The sequence below is a fragment of the Paludibacterium paludis genome, assembly GCF_018802605.1.
Lineage (GTDB): Bacteria > Pseudomonadota > Gammaproteobacteria > Burkholderiales > Chromobacteriaceae > Paludibacterium > Paludibacterium paludis.
The window spans coordinates 753968-769901 of record NZ_CP069161.1 but is presented as its reverse complement, the minus strand read 5'-3'; the positions used below and the strand labels follow the sequence as shown (position 1 = coordinate 769901).

The following is a 15934-nucleotide window of genomic DNA, read 5'->3' as shown; positions in this document are numbered from 1 at the left end:
TCAGTGCAGCACCAGCGGCAGAATCCAATAGCTCACCAGCGCCAGAACGCCAATGACCATGGTCGCTGCATAGGTGTAGATAAAGCCGGTCTGCAGCTTGCGTACCAGTCCGGACAAAGCGCCGACCAGCTTCGCCGCGCCGTTGACCACGAGGCCGTCGATCAGCAGGATATCGCCGAATTTCCAGAACAGCGTGCCCAGCGCGCGGGATCCTTTCGCGAACACCGCGAAGTAGATCTCGTCCAGATAGTATTTGTTTTCCAGGAGAGCGTGCACCGGCGCGCACTTGGCCTTGATCGCGGCCGGAATCTGCGGCGCTTTCATATAGAAGAACCACGCCAGCGCGACACCGGAAATGGCGAGCCACAAGGGCAGCGTCGTCAGCGAGTGCAGTCCCATCGCCACCGCGCCGTGGAACTCTTCGCCCAGTTCGTGCATCACCGGGTGATGCGCGGCGTCGATGAAGATCGCGCCCTTGAAGAAGGAACCGTAGAGCAGAGGCTCGATGGCGAAGAAACCGATCAGCACAGACGGAATCGCCAGAAGAACGAGCGGCAACGTCACCACCCACGGCGATTCGTGCGGCTTGTCGTTCGGACCCAAACCATGATGGTGGTCATGCTCGTCATGGCCGTGTCCATGGTCGTCATGCTTCTTCTCCATCCAGCGTTCCTTGCCATGGAAGACCAGGAAGTACATGCGGAAAGAGTAGAACGCGGTCACGAACACGCCGGCCAGCAAGGCGAACGAAGCGAAACCGGAGGCTGGCAGATGCGAGGCCAGCACCGCTTCGATGATCGAATCCTTGGAGTAGAAACCGGCGAAGAACGGCGTGCCGATCAGGGCCAGCGAGCCAAGCAGCGAGGTGATCCAGGTGATCGGCATGTATTTGCGCAGGCCGCCCATATTGCGCATGTCCTGATCGTGGTGCATGCCCATGATCACCGAACCCGCGCCAAGGAACAGCAGCGCCTTGAAGAACGCGTGCGTCATCACGTGGAACATCGCCGCGCTGTACGCGGACGCGCCGAGCGCCACGGTCATGTAACCGAGCTGGGACAGCGTCGAGTAGGCCACCACGCGCTTGATGTCGTTCTGCACGATGCCGAGGAAGCCCATGAACAGCGCGGTGATCGAGCCTGCGATCATCACCACGTTCAGGGCCGTGTCGGACAGTTCGAACAGCGGACTCATGCGCGACACCATGAAAATACCGGCCGTCACCATGGTGGCGGCGTGGATCAGCGCGGAGATCGGGGTCGGACCTTCCATCGAATCGGGCAGCCACACATGCAGCGGGAACTGCGCCGACTTGCCCATCGCGCCGATGAACAGCAGGATGCAGGTCACCGACATCAGCGACCAGGGCTGGCCCGGCAGGATCTCGATGGTCTTGTCGGCCAGGGCGGGAGCGGCGGCGAACACATCCGTGTAGTTCAGCGAACCGCCGAAGTAGGCCAGCACGAAGCCGATGCCCAGCAGGAAGCCGAAGTCGCCCACGCGGTTGACGAGGAAGGCCTTCAGGTTGGCGAACACCGCCGTCGGCCGGGTGAACCAGAAGCCGATCAGCAGGTAGGAGACGAGACCCACCGCTTCCCAGCCGAAGAACAGCTGGATGAAGTTGTTGCTCATCACCAGCATCAGCATCGAGAAGGTGAACAGCGAGATATAGCTGAAAAATCGCTGGTAGCCCGGATCCTCATGCATGTAGCCGATGGTGTAGATATGCACCATCAGCGACACCGAGGTCACCACCACCAGCATCATCGCCGTCAGCGAATCGACCAGGAAGCCGACCGAGTAGGTCTGCCCCGCGACGGTCAGCCAAGTGTAGACCGGGCCATTGAACACCTCGGCGGTTCCCGACAGGAACCCCATGAGGACCTTGAGCGACAGGGCAGCCGACACGGCGACACCGGCAATGGTGACGACGTGAGCGGCGCGACGGCCGATCGCCCATCCAAACAGACCCGCAATGATGGCGCCGGCCAGAGGGGCCAGGGCGATCAGCAGGTATAAGCTCTTCATATCCATGCTTGTCGTGCTTTATAGTTTGGTAACCGGTTTGCCTTAGCCTTTGAGGCTGCCCAAATCTTCAACATTGATCGATCGCAGATTGCGGAACAGCACCACCAGAATGGCGAGGCCGATTGCGGACTCCGCGGCCGCGACCGTCAGGATGAAGAATACGAAGATCTGACCTGCCGTATCCGACAGGTAATGCGAGAACGCGACGAAATTGAAGTTCACCGCGAGCAGCATCAGCTCGATCGCCATCAGAAGAACGATCACGTTCTTCCGGTTCAGGAAAATCCCCAGCACACTGATGGCAAACAGAATCGCGGCCAGCACCAGGAAGTGAGTCAGCGTAAGCACGTTTCCCCCTTGTCTTGATTGTTGGCCGTCAGGCCTGAGGTTGATCGGAAACCGCGGCGTCGTCACCGGCTGCGGCAGGTTTTTCGGCATCCATCTTCACAATGCGCACGCGGTCTTCGCGGCGCACGGCGGCCTGTTCGCCCGGGTTCAGGTACTTGCTGTCCTTGCGCTTGCGCATCGTCAGCGCGATCGCGGCCACGATGGCGACCAGCAGAACCACGGAAGCCAGTTCGAACGGGTAGAGGTAGCGGGTATAAAGCAGCAGACCCAGTTCACGGATATTGCTGAAGTCCGCGGCGAGCGGCTCGCGCGCCTGGTAGGCGGCCAGTTGCGTGCCGGGACGCATCAGCACCAGGGTCATTTCGGCGACCATCACGAGAGCGATGACACCGGCAAGCGGGAAATGCCGCCAGAAACCTTCGCGCATTTTCTCGATATTGATATCGAGCATCATCAGCACGAACAGGAACAGCACCATCACCGCGCCGACGTAGACCAGCACGAGGGCGATGGCGAGGAACTCCGCTTCGAGAAGCATCCAGTGCCCCGCGCTGGTGACAAAGGCCAGCACCAGATAGAGGGCGGCGTGGACCGGGTTCTTCGCCGTGATCACCTTGAACGAGGAGACGATCAGTATGGCCGACAGAACGTAGAAAACAATACTGGTAAAGTTCATGTCCCCCCCTTAGCGGTACTTGGCATCCGCGGCCTTGCGCGCCGCGATTTCCGATTCGTACTTGTCACCCACCGCGAGCAGCATCGGCTTGGTGTAGTACAGATCGCCACGTTTTTCGCCGTGGTATTCGAAAATGTGGGTCTCCACGATCGCATCGACCGGGCAGGCCTCTTCGCAGAAGCCGCAGAAGATGCACTTGGTCAGATCGATATCGTAGCGGCTGGTGCGGCGGGTGCCGTCCTCGCGCTGTTCCGATTCGATGGTGATGGCCATGGCCGGGCACACCGCTTCGCACAGCTTACAGGCGATGCAGCGCTCTTCGCCGTTGGCGTAGCGGCGCTGGGCGTGCAGGCCTCGGAAACGCGGCGACAGCGGCGTCTTTTCCTCGGGGAACTGCACGGTGATCTTGCGGGCGAAGAAGTGCCGCCCGGTCAGCATCAGGCCCTTGACCAGTTCCACCAGCAGGAACGTCTTGAAAAAATTGCGAATAGTTTCCATGCTCTTCTCTTTCGCCGAATCACTTCCAGAGCGACAGCGGGCTCATCATCCATGCCCCCAGCACGACAATCCAGACCAGTGTCACAGGAATGAACACTTTCCAGCCCAAGCGCATGATCTGGTCATAGCGGTAACGCGGGAACGTCGCGCGGAACCACAGGAAGCAGAACAGCACCATCGCCATTTTGAGCGCCATCCAGCCAAAGCCGGCGGCCCCCAGGACGCCGAAGCTCTCCGGGAACGGGGACAGCCAGCCGCCCAGGAACAGGATCGAGGTCATGGCCGAAATCAGGATCATGTTCGCGTATTCGGCAAGGAAGAAGATCGCAAAAGCCATGCCCGAATATTCCACGTGGAAACCGGCCACGATCTCCGACTCGCCTTCGGCCACGTCGAACGGTGCGCGGTTGGTTTCCGCCACGCCCGAAATGAGGTAGACCACGAACAGCGGAAAGAGCGGCAGCCAGTTCCACGACAGGATCGATCCGCCGGCGGCGCCCGTGCCCTGCTGGCGAACGATTTCCACCAGGTTGAGGCTGCCCGACACCATCAGCACGCCAACCAGAGCGAAGCCCATGGCCAGTTCGTAGGAAACGATCTGGGCCGCGGAACGCAGCGCGCCAAGGAACGAGTACTTGGAGTTGGACGCCCAGCCGGCGAGGATGATGCCGTACACCCCCATCGAACTGATCGCCATGATGTACAGCAGCGACGCGTTGACGTTGGCCAGCACCAGATGGTCGGTGAACGGCACCACCGCCCAGGCGGCCAGCGCCGGCATGATCGACAGCACCGGCGCGAGCAGGAACAGCCCCTTGCTCGACTGGGTCGGCAGGATGATCTCCTTCATCAGGAGCTTGATGCCGTCGGCCAGCGGCTGCAGCAGGCCCAGCGGGCCCACGCGGTTGGGTCCGATGCGCACCTGCATGTAGCCGATCACCTTGCGTTCCGCATAGGTCAGATAGGCCACCGCGATCATCATCGGCGCCACGATGGCGATGATTTTGAGCAGGGTCCAGACGACATAGGCCGCGTCCGCCCCGAGAATGCCTTGCAAGAACGCCATGATTACCCCTGTTTGATCTCGATCGGGTCGAACATACCGCCAAGCCTTGCCGTGACCGCGTGGGCCGTGGCGAGGCGCAACGCCCCGTCAGGCAGCGAATCGTCGGAGAAGAGACGAACCTTGATCTCGCCAGAGCCCTGACGCACGACGACTTCGTCGCCGCTCGCCACACCGGCGGCGGCCAGCACCGACGGCGCCGCGCTGGCATCCGGAGACGCCGCATCGCGCGTCGCCTGCAGCGACGCCGCGTTGCGCACGATGGCGTCGGACTGGTAGAGCGGCACCTCGCCGATCCGGGTCAGACCGGCACCGGCCGTTACCTCGGCCTTCACGGCGGACAGGACATTGGACAGACCGGTCGCGACATCGCGGCCGGCGAGCCATTCGTCGCGCACTTCTTCCACCGAAGTGTAATCGAAGCCTTCGACACCAAGCATGTTGCCCAGCACGCGCAGCACCTTCCAGGCCGGACGGGCTTCGCCCAGCGGGCGTACCACACCGTTGAAGGTCTGCAGACGGCCTTCCATGTTGACGAAGGAACCTGCCGTTTCCGTAAACGGCGCGATGGGCAGCAGCACGTCGGCGTAGTCGGAGAGACCTTCGGAGACAAACGCAGTCATCGCGATGACCGTTTCGGCCGACTTCATCGCGGCCACGGCGGCCTGCGGGTCATAGCTGTCGAATTCCACATCGGTATTCAGCAGCACGTAGGCCTTGCGCGGCGCAGCGATCATCGCCCCGGCGTCAAGACCGGCCTTGACGGTCGAACCGAAGGCTCCCCGCGCGGGCAGCACACCGGCCAACTCGGCGCCGACCGAATTGCCGGCTTCGGACAACACGCCAAAGCGTGCGCCGGTCAGTCGGGCAATCTCCTGGGCGATCGCCAGCAACGAAGCGAAAGCGGGGTGATGCTGCGCGACATTGCCCAGCACGATCGAGGCGGATTCCGCATTGGCGAGACTCGCCGCGATGCGTTCGGCGTCGCCCGTGACGGTCACGCCGGCCAGATCGATGACGGTTTCGCCGGACTTGAGCGCCACCACGGCCTTGAGCACCTGGGCGAGCGCGTTCGCCAGCGCTTGCGGCGCGACGATCAGTTGCGCGTGGACACGAGTCAGCAGGTCGTCCGCCGCCACATGCACCACGTTCAGCTCGGTGCCCTTCTTGACGGACTGGCGCAGGCGCGAGGCCAGGAGCGGATGCTCCTTGCGCTGGGTGCTGCCGACCACGAGGACCGATTTGGCGGCGGCCAGCTCGACAATGGACGAGCCGAGCCATTCGGCGCCGGTCTTGGCCGCGTCGGCCGAAAAATCGCTGCGGCGCAGCCGGTAGTCGATGTTGTCGATGCCGAAACCGCGCGCCAGCTTCTGCGCGAGGTACAGTTCCTCGCTGGTCGAATGGGGGCTGACCAACACGCCGATCTCGCTTGCCGGGCGGTCGCCGGACGAGCCCTTGAGACCCTTGACCACGTAATCGAGCGCGGTCTGCCAGTCGGTCTCGTGCCACTTGCCGTCGAACTTGATCATCGGCGCCTTCAGGCGCTTGGCGCTGTTCAGGCCTTCGTAGGAGAAACGGTCGCGGTCGGAGATCCAGCACTCGTTGACCGACTCGTTTTCCAGCGGAAGCACGCGCATCACCTGGTTCTGCTTGACCTGGACGATCAGGTTGGAACCGAGGCCGTCGTGCGGGCTCACCGATTTGCGGCGCGACAGCTCCCAGGCGCGGGTGCTGTAGCGGAACGGCTTGGAGGTCAGCGCGCCGACCGGGCACAGGTCGATCACGTTGCCGGAGATTTCCGAGTCCACGGTCTTGCCGAGGAACGGCAGGATTTCCGAGAACTCGCCGCGGTTGGCCATGCCGATTTCCTGATAGCCGCCAATTTCCTCGGTGAAGCGCACGCAACGCGTGCAATGGATGCAGCGGCTCATTTCCTCTGCGGACACGAGCGGCCCCATGTCCTTGCCCACCACCACGCGCTTCTCTTCCTGATAACGCGAGCTGGATCCGCCGTACCCGACGGCGATGTCCTGCAACTGGCATTCGCCACCCTGGTCGCAGATCGGGCAATCCAGCGGGTGGTTGATCAGCAGGAACTCCATGACACCCTGCTGGGCTTTCTTGGCCAGTTCGGAGTGCGTATGCACCTTCATGCCGTCGGTGACCGGCGTGGCACAGGCCGGCAGCGGCTTGGGCGCTTTTTCCACTTCCACCAGGCACATGCGGCAATTGGCGGCGATGGACAGTTTCTTGTGATAGCAGAAGTGCGGAATGTGGGTACCCACCGAGTGGGCCGCTTCCATGACGGTGCTTCCCTGGGGAACCGTCAGTTTCTTGCCGTCGATTTCGATTTCAAGCATAGCGTCTTGCTACCCGAAGTAAGATGACCGGACAACCGGTCAACACCATTTATGGTCAACCATGCACGTCTTGTGTTCGATGTGGTACTCGAACTCGTGGCGGAAGTGCTTGGTGAAGCTGCGTACCGGGAACACCGCGGCATCGGCCAGGGCGCAGATGGTGCGGCCCGCCATGTTGTTGCCGACCGAGGCCAGCAGCTCCAGGTCGTCGGGACGGCCTTCGCCGTTCTCGATGCGGTGAATGATGCGGTAAAGCCAACCGGTGCCTTCGCGGCACGGAGTGCACTGGCCGCAGGATTCCTCGTGATAGAAATAGGACAGGCGCTCGAGGGCCTTGACCATGCACACGTCCTCGTTCATCACGATCACGGCGCCCGAGCCCAGCATGGAACCGGCCTTGCTGATGCTGTCGTAGTCCATGGTGCAGTCCATCATGATCTGGGCGGGCAGGATCGGCGCGGAGGAGCCGCCCGGGATCACCGCCTTGAGCTTCTTGCCGTCCTTCATGCCGCCGGCCATTTCGAGCAGCGCGGAGAACGGCGTGCCCAACGGAATCTCGTAGTTGCCGGGACGGTTCACGTGACCGGACACCGAGAACAGCTTGGTGCCGCCGTTGTTCGGCTTGCCCGCTTCGAGGAACTTCTGGGCTCCGTCGCGGATGATGAACGGCACGGAGGCGAAGGATTCGGTATTGTTGATGGTGGTCGGCTTGCCGTACAGGCCGAAGCTCGCCGGGAACGGCGGCTTGAAGCGCGGCTGGCCCTTCTTGCCTTCGAGGGATTCGAGCAGCGCCGTTTCCTCGCCGCAGATGTAGGCGCCATAGCCGTGCGCGGCGAACAGGTCGAAACTGAAACCGGTGCCGAGAATGTTTTCCCCGAGCAGGCCGGCCTGGCGCGCCTCGTCGAGCGCCGCTTCGAAACGCTCGTACTCGGCGAAGATCTCGCCATGGATGTAGTTATAGCCCGCGCGCGTGCCCATCGCGTAACCGGCGATGATCATGCCCTCGATCAGCGCATGCGGGTTGAAACGCAGGATATCGCGATCCTTGAAGGTGCCCGGTTCGCCTTCGTCGGTGTTGCACACCACGTATTTGTCGCCGGGAAAACTGCGCGGCATGAAGCTCCACTTGAGCCCGGTCGGGAAACCCGCGCCGCCGCGGCCACGCAAGCCGGAGTTTTTCACCTCGGCGATCACGTCTTCCTGGGCCATGCCCGACTGCAGGATGCGCTTGAGGGCTTCATAGCCGCCGCGGGCCTGGTAGGCCTCGAGCCGCCAGCAGTCCGGCGCGGAGGTGTCGACATTCTCGAAAATCACGCCATTGACGAAGATAGCCATTATTCCAACTCCGCCAGTTTCTTATCGATGGCTTCGGGGGTCATGAAGCTGCACATCGAATGGTTGTTGACGAGAAGCACCGGCGCGTCGCCGCAGGCGCCCATGCACTCACCCTCGACCAGGGTGAACTTGCCGTCGGCGGTGGTTTCGCCAAAGCCGATGCCGAGTTTCTGCTTCAGATACTCGGCGGAGTTCACGCCGCCGTTGAGCGCACAGGGCAGATTGGTGCAGACGGTCAGCTTGTACTTGCCCACCGGACGCAGGTCGTACATGTTGTAGAAGGTCGCCACTTCGTAGGCGGCCACCGGAGGTATGCCCAGATAGTCGGCGACATATTCGATGGTTTCGGTCGCCAGCCAGCCTTTTTCCACCTGGGCGATGCGCAAGGAGGCCATCACGGCGGAGCGTTTCTGGTCGGCCGGGTATTTGGCGACCTCGCGGTCGATCTTGGCAAGGGATTCTGCGGACAACATCAGCGGTCAATCTCCCCAAACACGATATCCTGCGTGCCGATGATCGCCACCACGTCGGCGATCATGTGGCCACGCGCCATTTCGTCGAGCGCCGCGAGGTGGGCGTAGCCCGGCGCGCGGATTTTCAGACGATACGGCTTGTTGGCGCCGTCGGAGACCAGGTAAATGCCGAACTCGCCCTTCGGGTGCTCGATACCGGCATAGGCCTCGCCCTCGGGCACGTGCATGCCCTCGGTGAACAGCTTGAAATGGTGGATCAGCTCTTCCATGTTGCTCTTCATCGCGTCACGCGACGGAGGAGCGACCTTGTGGTTGTCGCTGATGACCGGTCCCGGGTTTTTCTTCAGCCAGTCGACACACTGCGCGATGATGCGGTTGGACTGACGGAACTCCTCGATGCGCACAAGGTAGCGGTCGTAGCAGTCGCCGTTCACGCCGACGGGGATATCGAAATCCAGATCCGCATAGACGTCGTAGGGCTGCTTCTTGCGCAGGTCCCAGGCGATCCCGGAGCCACGCAGCATCGGGCCGGTGAAGCCGAGGTTCATCGCGCGCTCGGGGCTGACCACGCCGATGCCCACGGTACGCTGCTTCCAGATGCGGTTATCGGTCAGCAGGGTTTCGTATTCGTCGACGATCGCCGGGAAACGGCGGGTGAAGTCCTCGAGGAAGTCGAGCAGCGAACCCTGGCGGGTCTCGTTCAGCCGCGCGAGCTCACGGGCGTTCTTGATCTTCGAGGCCGTGTACTGCGGCATCGAATCGGGCAGGTCGCGGTACACGCCGCCCGGACGGAAGTACGCCGCGTGCATGCGCGCGCCGGACACCGCCTCGTAGCAGTCCATCAGGTCCTCGCGTTCGCGGAACGCGTAGAGGAACACGGTCATCGCGCCGATGTCGAGGGCGTGCGCGCCGATCCACAACAGATGGTTGAGGATGCGGGTCACCTCGGAGAACATCACGCGGATGTACTGGGCGCGCAGCGGAACGTCGACGCCGGTCAGCTTTTCGATGGCCAGGCAGTAGGCGTGCTCGTTGCACATCATCGACACGTAATCCAGGCGATCCATATAGGGCAGCGACTGGATATAGGTCTTGGATTCGGCCAGTTTTTCGGTGCCGCGGTGCAAAAGCCCGATGTGCGGGTCGGCGCGCTGGATCACTTCGCCGTCCAGTTCGAGAACCAAGCGCAGCACGCCGTGCGCGGCCGGGTGTTGCGGACCGAAGTTCAGGGTGTAGTTGCGGATCTCAGCCACCGTATTGCTCCTCGCGAATGATGCGCGGGGTGATCTCGCGCGGCTCGATGGTCACGGGCTGGTAGATCACGCGCTGCTGGGTCGGGTCGTAACGCATTTCGACGTGGCCGGACAGCGGGAAGTCCTTGCGGAACGGATGGCCGACGAAACCGTAGTCGGTCAGGATGCGGCGCAGATCCGGATGTCCTTCGAACACGATGCCGAACAGATCGAAGGCTTCGCGTTCGAACCAGTTGACGGCATTCCAGACCGGGGTCGCCGAAGCGATAACGGGAAAATCGTCGTCGGGCACGTAAACCCGAAGACGCAGGCGCCAGTTGTGGCGCAGGGAAAGCAGATGGAGCACGACGGCGAAACGGGGGCCGTCACAGGGAACATCCCCGTACGTGCTGTAATCCATTCCGCACAGATCGATACACTGCTCGAAGGACAGGTCGGCGTGATCGCGCAGTTGGCGCGCCACCTCGGAATAATCCCCTGCCTTGCAGACAATGGTGAGTTCGTCGAGCGCAAGCGTGCTTTGAACGAGCTTCTCGCCCAGCACCCTTTCGACAGCCGACTTCAGCGCTTCCAGTTTGGAGGCCATAAGTTTCTACCTCAGCGGGCGATGGTATTGGTGCGTTTGATTTTGTTCTGGAGCTGGATGATGCCGTAGAGCAGCGCCTCGGCCGTCGGAGGACAGCCCGGGACATAGACGTCGACCGGCACGATGCGGTCGCAGCCGCGCACCACCGAATACGAATAATGATAATAGCCACCGCCGTTGGCACAGGATCCCATCGAAATGACCCAGCGCGGTTCGGCCATCTGGTCATAGACCTTGCGCAAGGCGGGCGCCATCTTGTTGCACAGCGTGCCGGCAACGATCATCAGATCGCTCTGCCTCGGACTGGGACGGAAGACGATGCCGAAGCGGTCAAGGTCGTAGCGCGCTGCGCCCGCATGCATCATCTCCACGGCGCAACAGGCCAGACCGAATGTCATCGGCCACAGCGAACCCGTTCGCGTGTAGTTGATCAGCTTGTCCGCGGTCGTGGTGATGAAACCTTTTTCGAGAATACCTTCTACTCCCATTCCAGCGCTCCCTTCTTCCACTCGTAGATAAAGCCTATCGTGAGGATGGCCAGAAAATCGAGCATCGCCACGAAGCCGAACATTCCGATTTCCTTGAACACGACGGCCCAGGGGAACAGAAACGCGATTTCGAGATCAAAAAGGATAAAAAGAATGGCTACGAGGTAATAGCGGACGTCGAACTTCATGCGAGCGTCTTCGAAAGCTTCGAATCCGCACTCATAAGGCGACAGTTTCTCAGCATCGGGACGATTCGGAGCGAGCAGCCACCCAAGCAGGATGGGAGCCACGCCGACGAGCGTGCCGACAATGATAAACAACAGAATGGGAAAGTAGTTTTGCAGCATTTCCCGAACACCCCTAAAAAAAGAGGGTTTATACCCCCTTGGCTCCAAGTAAAACAGGCCGCCGGAATCCCGGCGGCCTGTTTTTGAATGGTGGTGCCGACAGTGAGACTCGAACTCACACAGCTTTCGCCACTACCCCCTCAAGATAGCGTGTCTACCAATTTCACCATGTCGGCACAAGTTAAACTTTATATTACTCCGGGATTTTTACTCCGGATGATTCTTTTTTCGCCACTCCGCTCGGGATTTGCGGAGCCGCTTGCTCAACCTTTCCAGCCATCACGCCCAGATCGCTGTGCTTGCCCCCAGACAAGTACACGAGACCCAAGCTCGACGAGAAGAACACAACCGCCGCGATGGCAGTGGTTCTGCTCAAGAAATTCGCGGAACCCGTCGCCCCAAAAAGACTACCGGAAGCGCCGCTGCCGAATGCCGCACCCATATCGGCGCCCTTGCCATGCTGCATGAGGACGAGCACGATAATCGTCAGTGCCGACACAAGGTCAACGATCCAGATCAGTGTTTTGAGAAGTTCCATACTATACCAGTTTATCAGCGGCCATGCAAATCATCGCAAACGATTCGACTTCGAGTGATGCACCCCCTACAAGTGCGCCATCGACATCGTCGATCGACAAAATGGCTTCGGCATTATCTGCTTTGACGCTTCCGCCGTAGAGGGTGCGAATAGTAACATCGGTTTTCTGGATTTGCAAGCACCACGATTTGATATCGGCATGCATTTGCGCGATCTGCTCGAGCGACGCGACTTTTCCGGTACCGATCGCCCAAACCGGCTCATAAGCGACAACACAGCGACGGGGATCGACGCCCTCCAGCACCGACAACTGGTGGCGAATCACATCGCGGTGCCGGCCCTCCTCCCGTTCGGTCAGGGTCTCGCCGACGCACAGCACCGGCACAAGGCCGGCTTCCAGAACATTCGCGAGTTTCGCGCGCAGCACCTCGTTGCTTTCACCATGATACTGCCGGCGTTCAGAATGCCCGACCAATACATACTGACAGCCTATGTCCGCGAGCATCGCGGCGCTGACGTCGCCGGTAAAGGCCCCGTCCTTCGCGAACCGGCTCGCATCCTGGGCGCACACGGCGACATGACTGCCTTCCAGCCATCCAGCAAGAAGCGCAAGGTAGGGCGCAGGCGGGGCCATCCCCACATTCGGGCGGTTGATCCGCGGATCGGCCAGCATGGCGGCCACCAGGGTTTCCGACGCCACGCGCCGCCCATTCATTTTCCAGTTACCGATTACCAGTTTGCCTGCCATCATGCGCTCCTATAAGGGACGCGGACGATTATAGCCACCTTCGCGGCAACTTCAAGCCGGCGAGCACGCCTGTATTACGACTTGTAATATTTCTGAAAGATTGAGCGACTAGGATGCTGTGCTACAAACACATGGCACCCAACAGGAGCTCTCATGAAACTCGCCACTCGTCTGGTCACCTCTGTCGTACTTGGCAGCGCGTTCATTTCCTCCGCCTACGCCGATATCACTGGCGCGGGGGCAACCTTCCCGTACCCGCTGTACGCGAAATGGGCCGAGGCCTTCAAGGCTTCGTCCGGCATCAGCATGAACTATCAGTCCATCGGTTCGGGTGGCGGTATCAAGCAGATCGAAGCCAAGACCGTCGACTTTGGCGCATCGGACAAGCCCCTCAAGCCCGAAGAATTGCAAACCAAGGGCCTCGTGCAGTTCCCGACCGTGGTGGGCGGCGTGGTACCCGTGATCAATGTGAAGGGAGTCAAGCACGGCCAGCTCAAGCTGACCGGCTCGCTGCTGGCCGACATTTACCTTGGCAAGGTCAAGACCTGGAACGATCCGGCCATCGCCAAGCTCAACCCCGGCGTTGCGCTGCCGTCCGATAACATCGTCGTCGTTCACCGCTCCGACGGTTCGGGCACCAGCTTCATCTTCACCCACTACCTGTCCCAGGTTTCCAGCGAATGGTCCGGCAAGGTCGGCGCCGACTCCTCCGTCAACTGGCCGGTCGGCGTTGGCGGCAAGGGCAATGAAGGCGTCGCCAACTACGTGACCCGCATCAATGGCTCCATCGGTTATGTGGAATCCGCCTACGCCAAGCAGAACAAGCTGAACTACAGCCATCTGCAGAACCGCGACGGCAAATTCGTCGGACCGGATGAAGACACCTTCAAGGCCGCCGCCGCTCATGCTGACTGGAAGAAGGCTCCCGGCTTCTACCTTATCCTGACCAATCAGCCCGGCGCGCAAACCTGGCCGATCACCGGCGCGACCTTCATTCTGATGCAGAAGAAGCAGGACAAGCCGGCTCAGGGCGCCGAAGTGCTGAAGTTCTTCGACTGGGCCTACAAAACCGGCGACAAGCAGGCGCTCGACCTCGACTACATCCCGATGCCCGACAGCGTGAAGTCCGTCATCCGCGACAGCTGGAAGCATATCGGTGATGCCAGCGGCAAGCCGATCGTGAAATAATCATCGCCAATGCCGGATGACAGGCGCCCCTCCCCTGCAGAGCGGCGCCGTCACCGGGCGATCGAGGCCGGGGAACTCCTCCCCGGCTTTTTCTCTGAGAATCATGGATAGAGCCCTGCATGGAAAAGTTCAGTAACCCCAAGGAAATGCAACGGCAAATGCTGCTGGACAGCCTGTTCCGGAACACCACCCGCGTGTTCGCCTTTTTGGTTCTGGCCACGCTGATCGGCATCCTGCTGGCCCTTCTCAAGGGGGCGCTGCCCAGCATCGAAACTTTCGGGCCGGGTTTCTACATCACCACCGACTGGGATCCGGTCGCCGAGAAATTCGGCGCGGTCGTTCCCATTTTCGGCACGCTCGTCACCTCCATCATCGCCCTGCTCATCGGTGTGCCGATCAGCTTCGGCATCGCCCTGTTTCTGACCGAACTGTGCCCGACCTGGCTCAAGCGCCCGCTCGGCATCGCCGTCGAACTGCTCGCCGGCATTCCTTCGATCATTTACGGCATGTGGGGACTTTTTGTGTTCGCGCCGCTGTTCGGCACCTACATCGAACCCTTCCTGCTCGATGTATTCGGCAACCTGCCCCTGATCGGCTTCCTGTTCCAGGGCGCGCCGATGGGGATCGGCATGTTCACCGCCGGCCTGATCCTGGCCATCATGGTCATCCCTTTCATCGCCTCGGTGATGCGCGACGTGTTCGAGATCGTGCCGGTGATGCTCAAGGAATCGGCTTACGGACTCGGCTCCACCACCTGGGAAGTCGTGCGCTATGTCGTGCTCCCGTACACCAAGACCGGGGTGGTCGGCGGCATCATGCTGGGACTGGGCCGCGCCCTTGGGGAAACCATGGCGGTCACTTTCGTGATCGGCAACTCCTCGCGCTTCGCCACCAGCCTGCTCGAGCCGGGCAATTCGATTTCCTCGGCTCTCGCCAACGAATTCGCCGAGGCCAGCGGCAAGCTGCACCTGGCCTCCCTGATCCATCTGGGCCTGATCCTGTTCTTCATCACTTTCGTGGTGCTGGCGTGCTCCAAACTGCTGCTGCTGCGCCTGAAGCAACAGGAAGGCAAACCCAGCTGAGCGAGGCATCATGAACGACACCGTGATTTCACGACCCGCACAAGCAAGCTCGAGCCGATACGATACTATGAACACTGCAATTTACCGCCGGCGCCGCATGGTCAACGCCTTCAACATGGGCGCGTCGATGACCGCGATGGCATTCGGCCTGTTCTGGCTGTTCTGGATCCTGTTCACCCTGATCCAGTACGGATTGAACGGTTTCTCCCTGGCCGTCTTCACTCAGAGCACCCCTCCCCCGGGCAGCGCGGGCGGCCTCGCCAACGCCATCGTCGGCAGCCTCCTGATGACGGCCGGCGGCACGTTCATCGGCACCCCGATCGGCATCCTCGCCGGCGTCTACCTCGCCGAATTCGGCCAGCGCGGCTGGCTGGCCCCCGCAACGCGCTTCATCAACGATATCCTGCTGTCGGCACCGTCGATCGTGGTCGGACTGTTCATCTATGAGGTGTATGTCACCACGGTGCAGCACTTTTCCGGATGGGCCGGTTCGTTCGCCCTCGCGCTGCTGGTGATCCCGGTGGTGGTGCGCACCACGGAAAACATGCTGCGTCTCGTGCCCAACAGTCTGCGCGAGGCCGCCGCCGCGCTGGGCGCTCCACAATGGCGCATCGTCATGTCGGTCACCCTGCGCGCGGCCAAAGCGGGTGTCCTGACCGGTGTCCTGCTGGCCGTGGCGCGCATCTCCGGCGAAACCGCGCCGCTGCTCTTCACTGCGCTGAACAACCAGTTCTTCAGCACCAACATGAACGCGCCGATGGCCAACCTGCCCTATGTCATTTTCCAGTTCGCCATGTCCCCGTATGAAGACTGGCACCATCTGGCCTGGGCCGGCGCCACACTGATCACGCTGTCGGTACTGACACTGAACATTTTCGCCCGCTGGCTCGGCAGCCAGAAAACCCAATCCCATTAAGGCTTGA

The 15934-nt window shown here is 61.2% G+C and carries 17 protein-coding genes and 1 tRNA gene; 3 read left to right on the top strand and 15 right to left on the bottom strand.

The annotated features are described in order from the left end of the window. From nuoL to tpiA, 15 genes are all read right to left on the bottom strand, one after another. Complete coding sequence (gene nuoL, locus JNO50_RS03405) at positions 1 to 2034, bottom strand: NADH-quinone oxidoreductase subunit L (RefSeq protein WP_189533306.1); 2034 nt, start codon at positions 2032 to 2034, stop codon at positions 1 to 3. A 36-nt stretch (positions 2035 to 2070) separates the two neighbouring features. Continuing rightward, positions 2071 to 2376, bottom strand: coding sequence for an NADH-quinone oxidoreductase subunit NuoK (gene nuoK / locus JNO50_RS03400; protein ID WP_189533308.1), 306 nt, complete (start codon positions 2374 to 2376; stop codon positions 2071 to 2073). Between the two features lie 28 nt (positions 2377 to 2404). Then, on the bottom strand, positions 2405 to 3052 hold the full coding sequence (locus JNO50_RS03395) for an NADH-quinone oxidoreductase subunit J (protein WP_189533311.1): 648 nt from the start codon (positions 3050 to 3052) through the stop codon (positions 2405 to 2407). Between the two features lie 9 nt (positions 3053 to 3061). Then, a complete protein-coding gene (nuoI, locus tag JNO50_RS03390) occupies positions 3062 to 3541 on the bottom strand; it encodes an NADH-quinone oxidoreductase subunit NuoI (RefSeq protein WP_215796554.1) in 480 nt (159 codons plus the stop codon). Between the two features lie 28 nt (positions 3542 to 3569). Next, a complete protein-coding gene (nuoH, locus tag JNO50_RS03385) occupies positions 3570 to 4616 on the bottom strand; it encodes an NADH-quinone oxidoreductase subunit NuoH (protein ID WP_189533315.1) in 1047 nt (348 codons plus the stop codon). A gap of 2 nt (positions 4617 to 4618) precedes the next feature. Further along, a complete protein-coding gene (gene nuoG / locus JNO50_RS03380; RefSeq protein ID WP_189533317.1) occupies positions 4619 to 6973 on the bottom strand; it encodes an NADH-quinone oxidoreductase subunit NuoG in 2355 nt (784 codons plus the stop codon). A 39-nt stretch (positions 6974 to 7012) separates the two neighbouring features. Continuing rightward, on the bottom strand, positions 7013 to 8308 hold the full coding sequence (nuoF, locus tag JNO50_RS03375; protein ID WP_189533319.1) for an NADH-quinone oxidoreductase subunit NuoF: 1296 nt from the start codon (positions 8306 to 8308) through the stop codon (positions 7013 to 7015). Continuing rightward, on the bottom strand, positions 8308 to 8781 hold the full coding sequence (gene nuoE, locus JNO50_RS03370; RefSeq protein ID WP_189533321.1) for an NADH-quinone oxidoreductase subunit NuoE: 474 nt from the start codon (positions 8779 to 8781) through the stop codon (positions 8308 to 8310). Before nuoE ends, nuoF begins: the two co-directional genes overlap by 1 nt. Beyond that, the gene (locus JNO50_RS03365; RefSeq protein ID WP_189533323.1) at positions 8781 to 10034 is read right to left on the bottom strand and encodes an NADH-quinone oxidoreductase subunit D; all 1254 of its coding nucleotides are present in this window, start codon (positions 10032 to 10034) and stop codon (positions 8781 to 8783) included. The genes nuoE and JNO50_RS03365 overlap by 1 nt, the downstream gene beginning before the upstream one ends. Then, positions 10027 to 10620, bottom strand: a complete 594-nt coding sequence (locus JNO50_RS03360; protein WP_189533325.1) for an NADH-quinone oxidoreductase subunit C — start codon at positions 10618 to 10620, stop codon at positions 10027 to 10029. Before JNO50_RS03360 ends, JNO50_RS03365 begins: the two co-directional genes overlap by 8 nt. An 11-nt stretch (positions 10621 to 10631) precedes the next feature. After that, positions 10632 to 11108 carry a NuoB/complex I 20 kDa subunit family protein gene (locus JNO50_RS03355; RefSeq protein WP_189533327.1) on the bottom strand — a complete coding sequence of 159 codons (477 nt, stop codon included), beginning with the start codon at positions 11106 to 11108 and terminating at the stop codon, positions 10632 to 10634. Beyond that, entirely contained in the window at positions 11099 to 11455 is a 357-nt protein-coding gene (locus tag JNO50_RS03350) for an NADH-quinone oxidoreductase subunit A (protein WP_189533329.1), read from the bottom strand. The genes JNO50_RS03355 and JNO50_RS03350 overlap by 10 nt, the downstream gene beginning before the upstream one ends. Before the next feature lie 91 nt (positions 11456 to 11546). After that, positions 11547 to 11631: transfer RNA gene (locus tag JNO50_RS03345), tRNA-Leu, on the bottom strand. A 17-nt stretch (positions 11632 to 11648) separates the two neighbouring features. Further along, on the bottom strand, positions 11649 to 11993 hold the full coding sequence (gene secG / locus JNO50_RS03340) for a preprotein translocase subunit SecG (RefSeq protein ID WP_189533331.1): 345 nt from the start codon (positions 11991 to 11993) through the stop codon (positions 11649 to 11651). Between the two features lies 1 nt (position 11994). Further along, the gene (tpiA, locus tag JNO50_RS03335) at positions 11995 to 12744 is read right to left on the bottom strand and encodes a triose-phosphate isomerase (RefSeq protein ID WP_229804612.1); all 750 of its coding nucleotides are present in this window, start codon (positions 12742 to 12744) and stop codon (positions 11995 to 11997) included. Between the two features lie 150 nt (positions 12745 to 12894). Between tpiA and pstS the strand changes: the two genes are divergently transcribed. The 3 genes from pstS (at position 12895) to pstA (ending at position 15927) form a co-directional block, all read left to right on the top strand. After that, positions 12895 to 13929 (top strand): phosphate ABC transporter substrate-binding protein PstS, encoded by a 1035-nt coding sequence (gene pstS, locus JNO50_RS03330; RefSeq protein WP_189533333.1) that lies wholly within the window; start codon positions 12895 to 12897, stop codon positions 13927 to 13929. A gap of 119 nt (positions 13930 to 14048) precedes the next feature. Then, positions 14049 to 15011 carry a phosphate ABC transporter permease subunit PstC gene (gene pstC / locus JNO50_RS03325; RefSeq protein WP_189533335.1) on the top strand — a complete coding sequence of 321 codons (963 nt, stop codon included), beginning with the start codon at positions 14049 to 14051 and terminating at the stop codon, positions 15009 to 15011. A gap of 67 nt (positions 15012 to 15078) precedes the next feature. After that, positions 15079 to 15927 carry a phosphate ABC transporter permease PstA gene (gene pstA / locus JNO50_RS03320; RefSeq protein WP_189533337.1) on the top strand — a complete coding sequence of 283 codons (849 nt, stop codon included), beginning with the start codon at positions 15079 to 15081 and terminating at the stop codon, positions 15925 to 15927. Positions 15928 to 15934 lie beyond the last annotated feature (7 nt).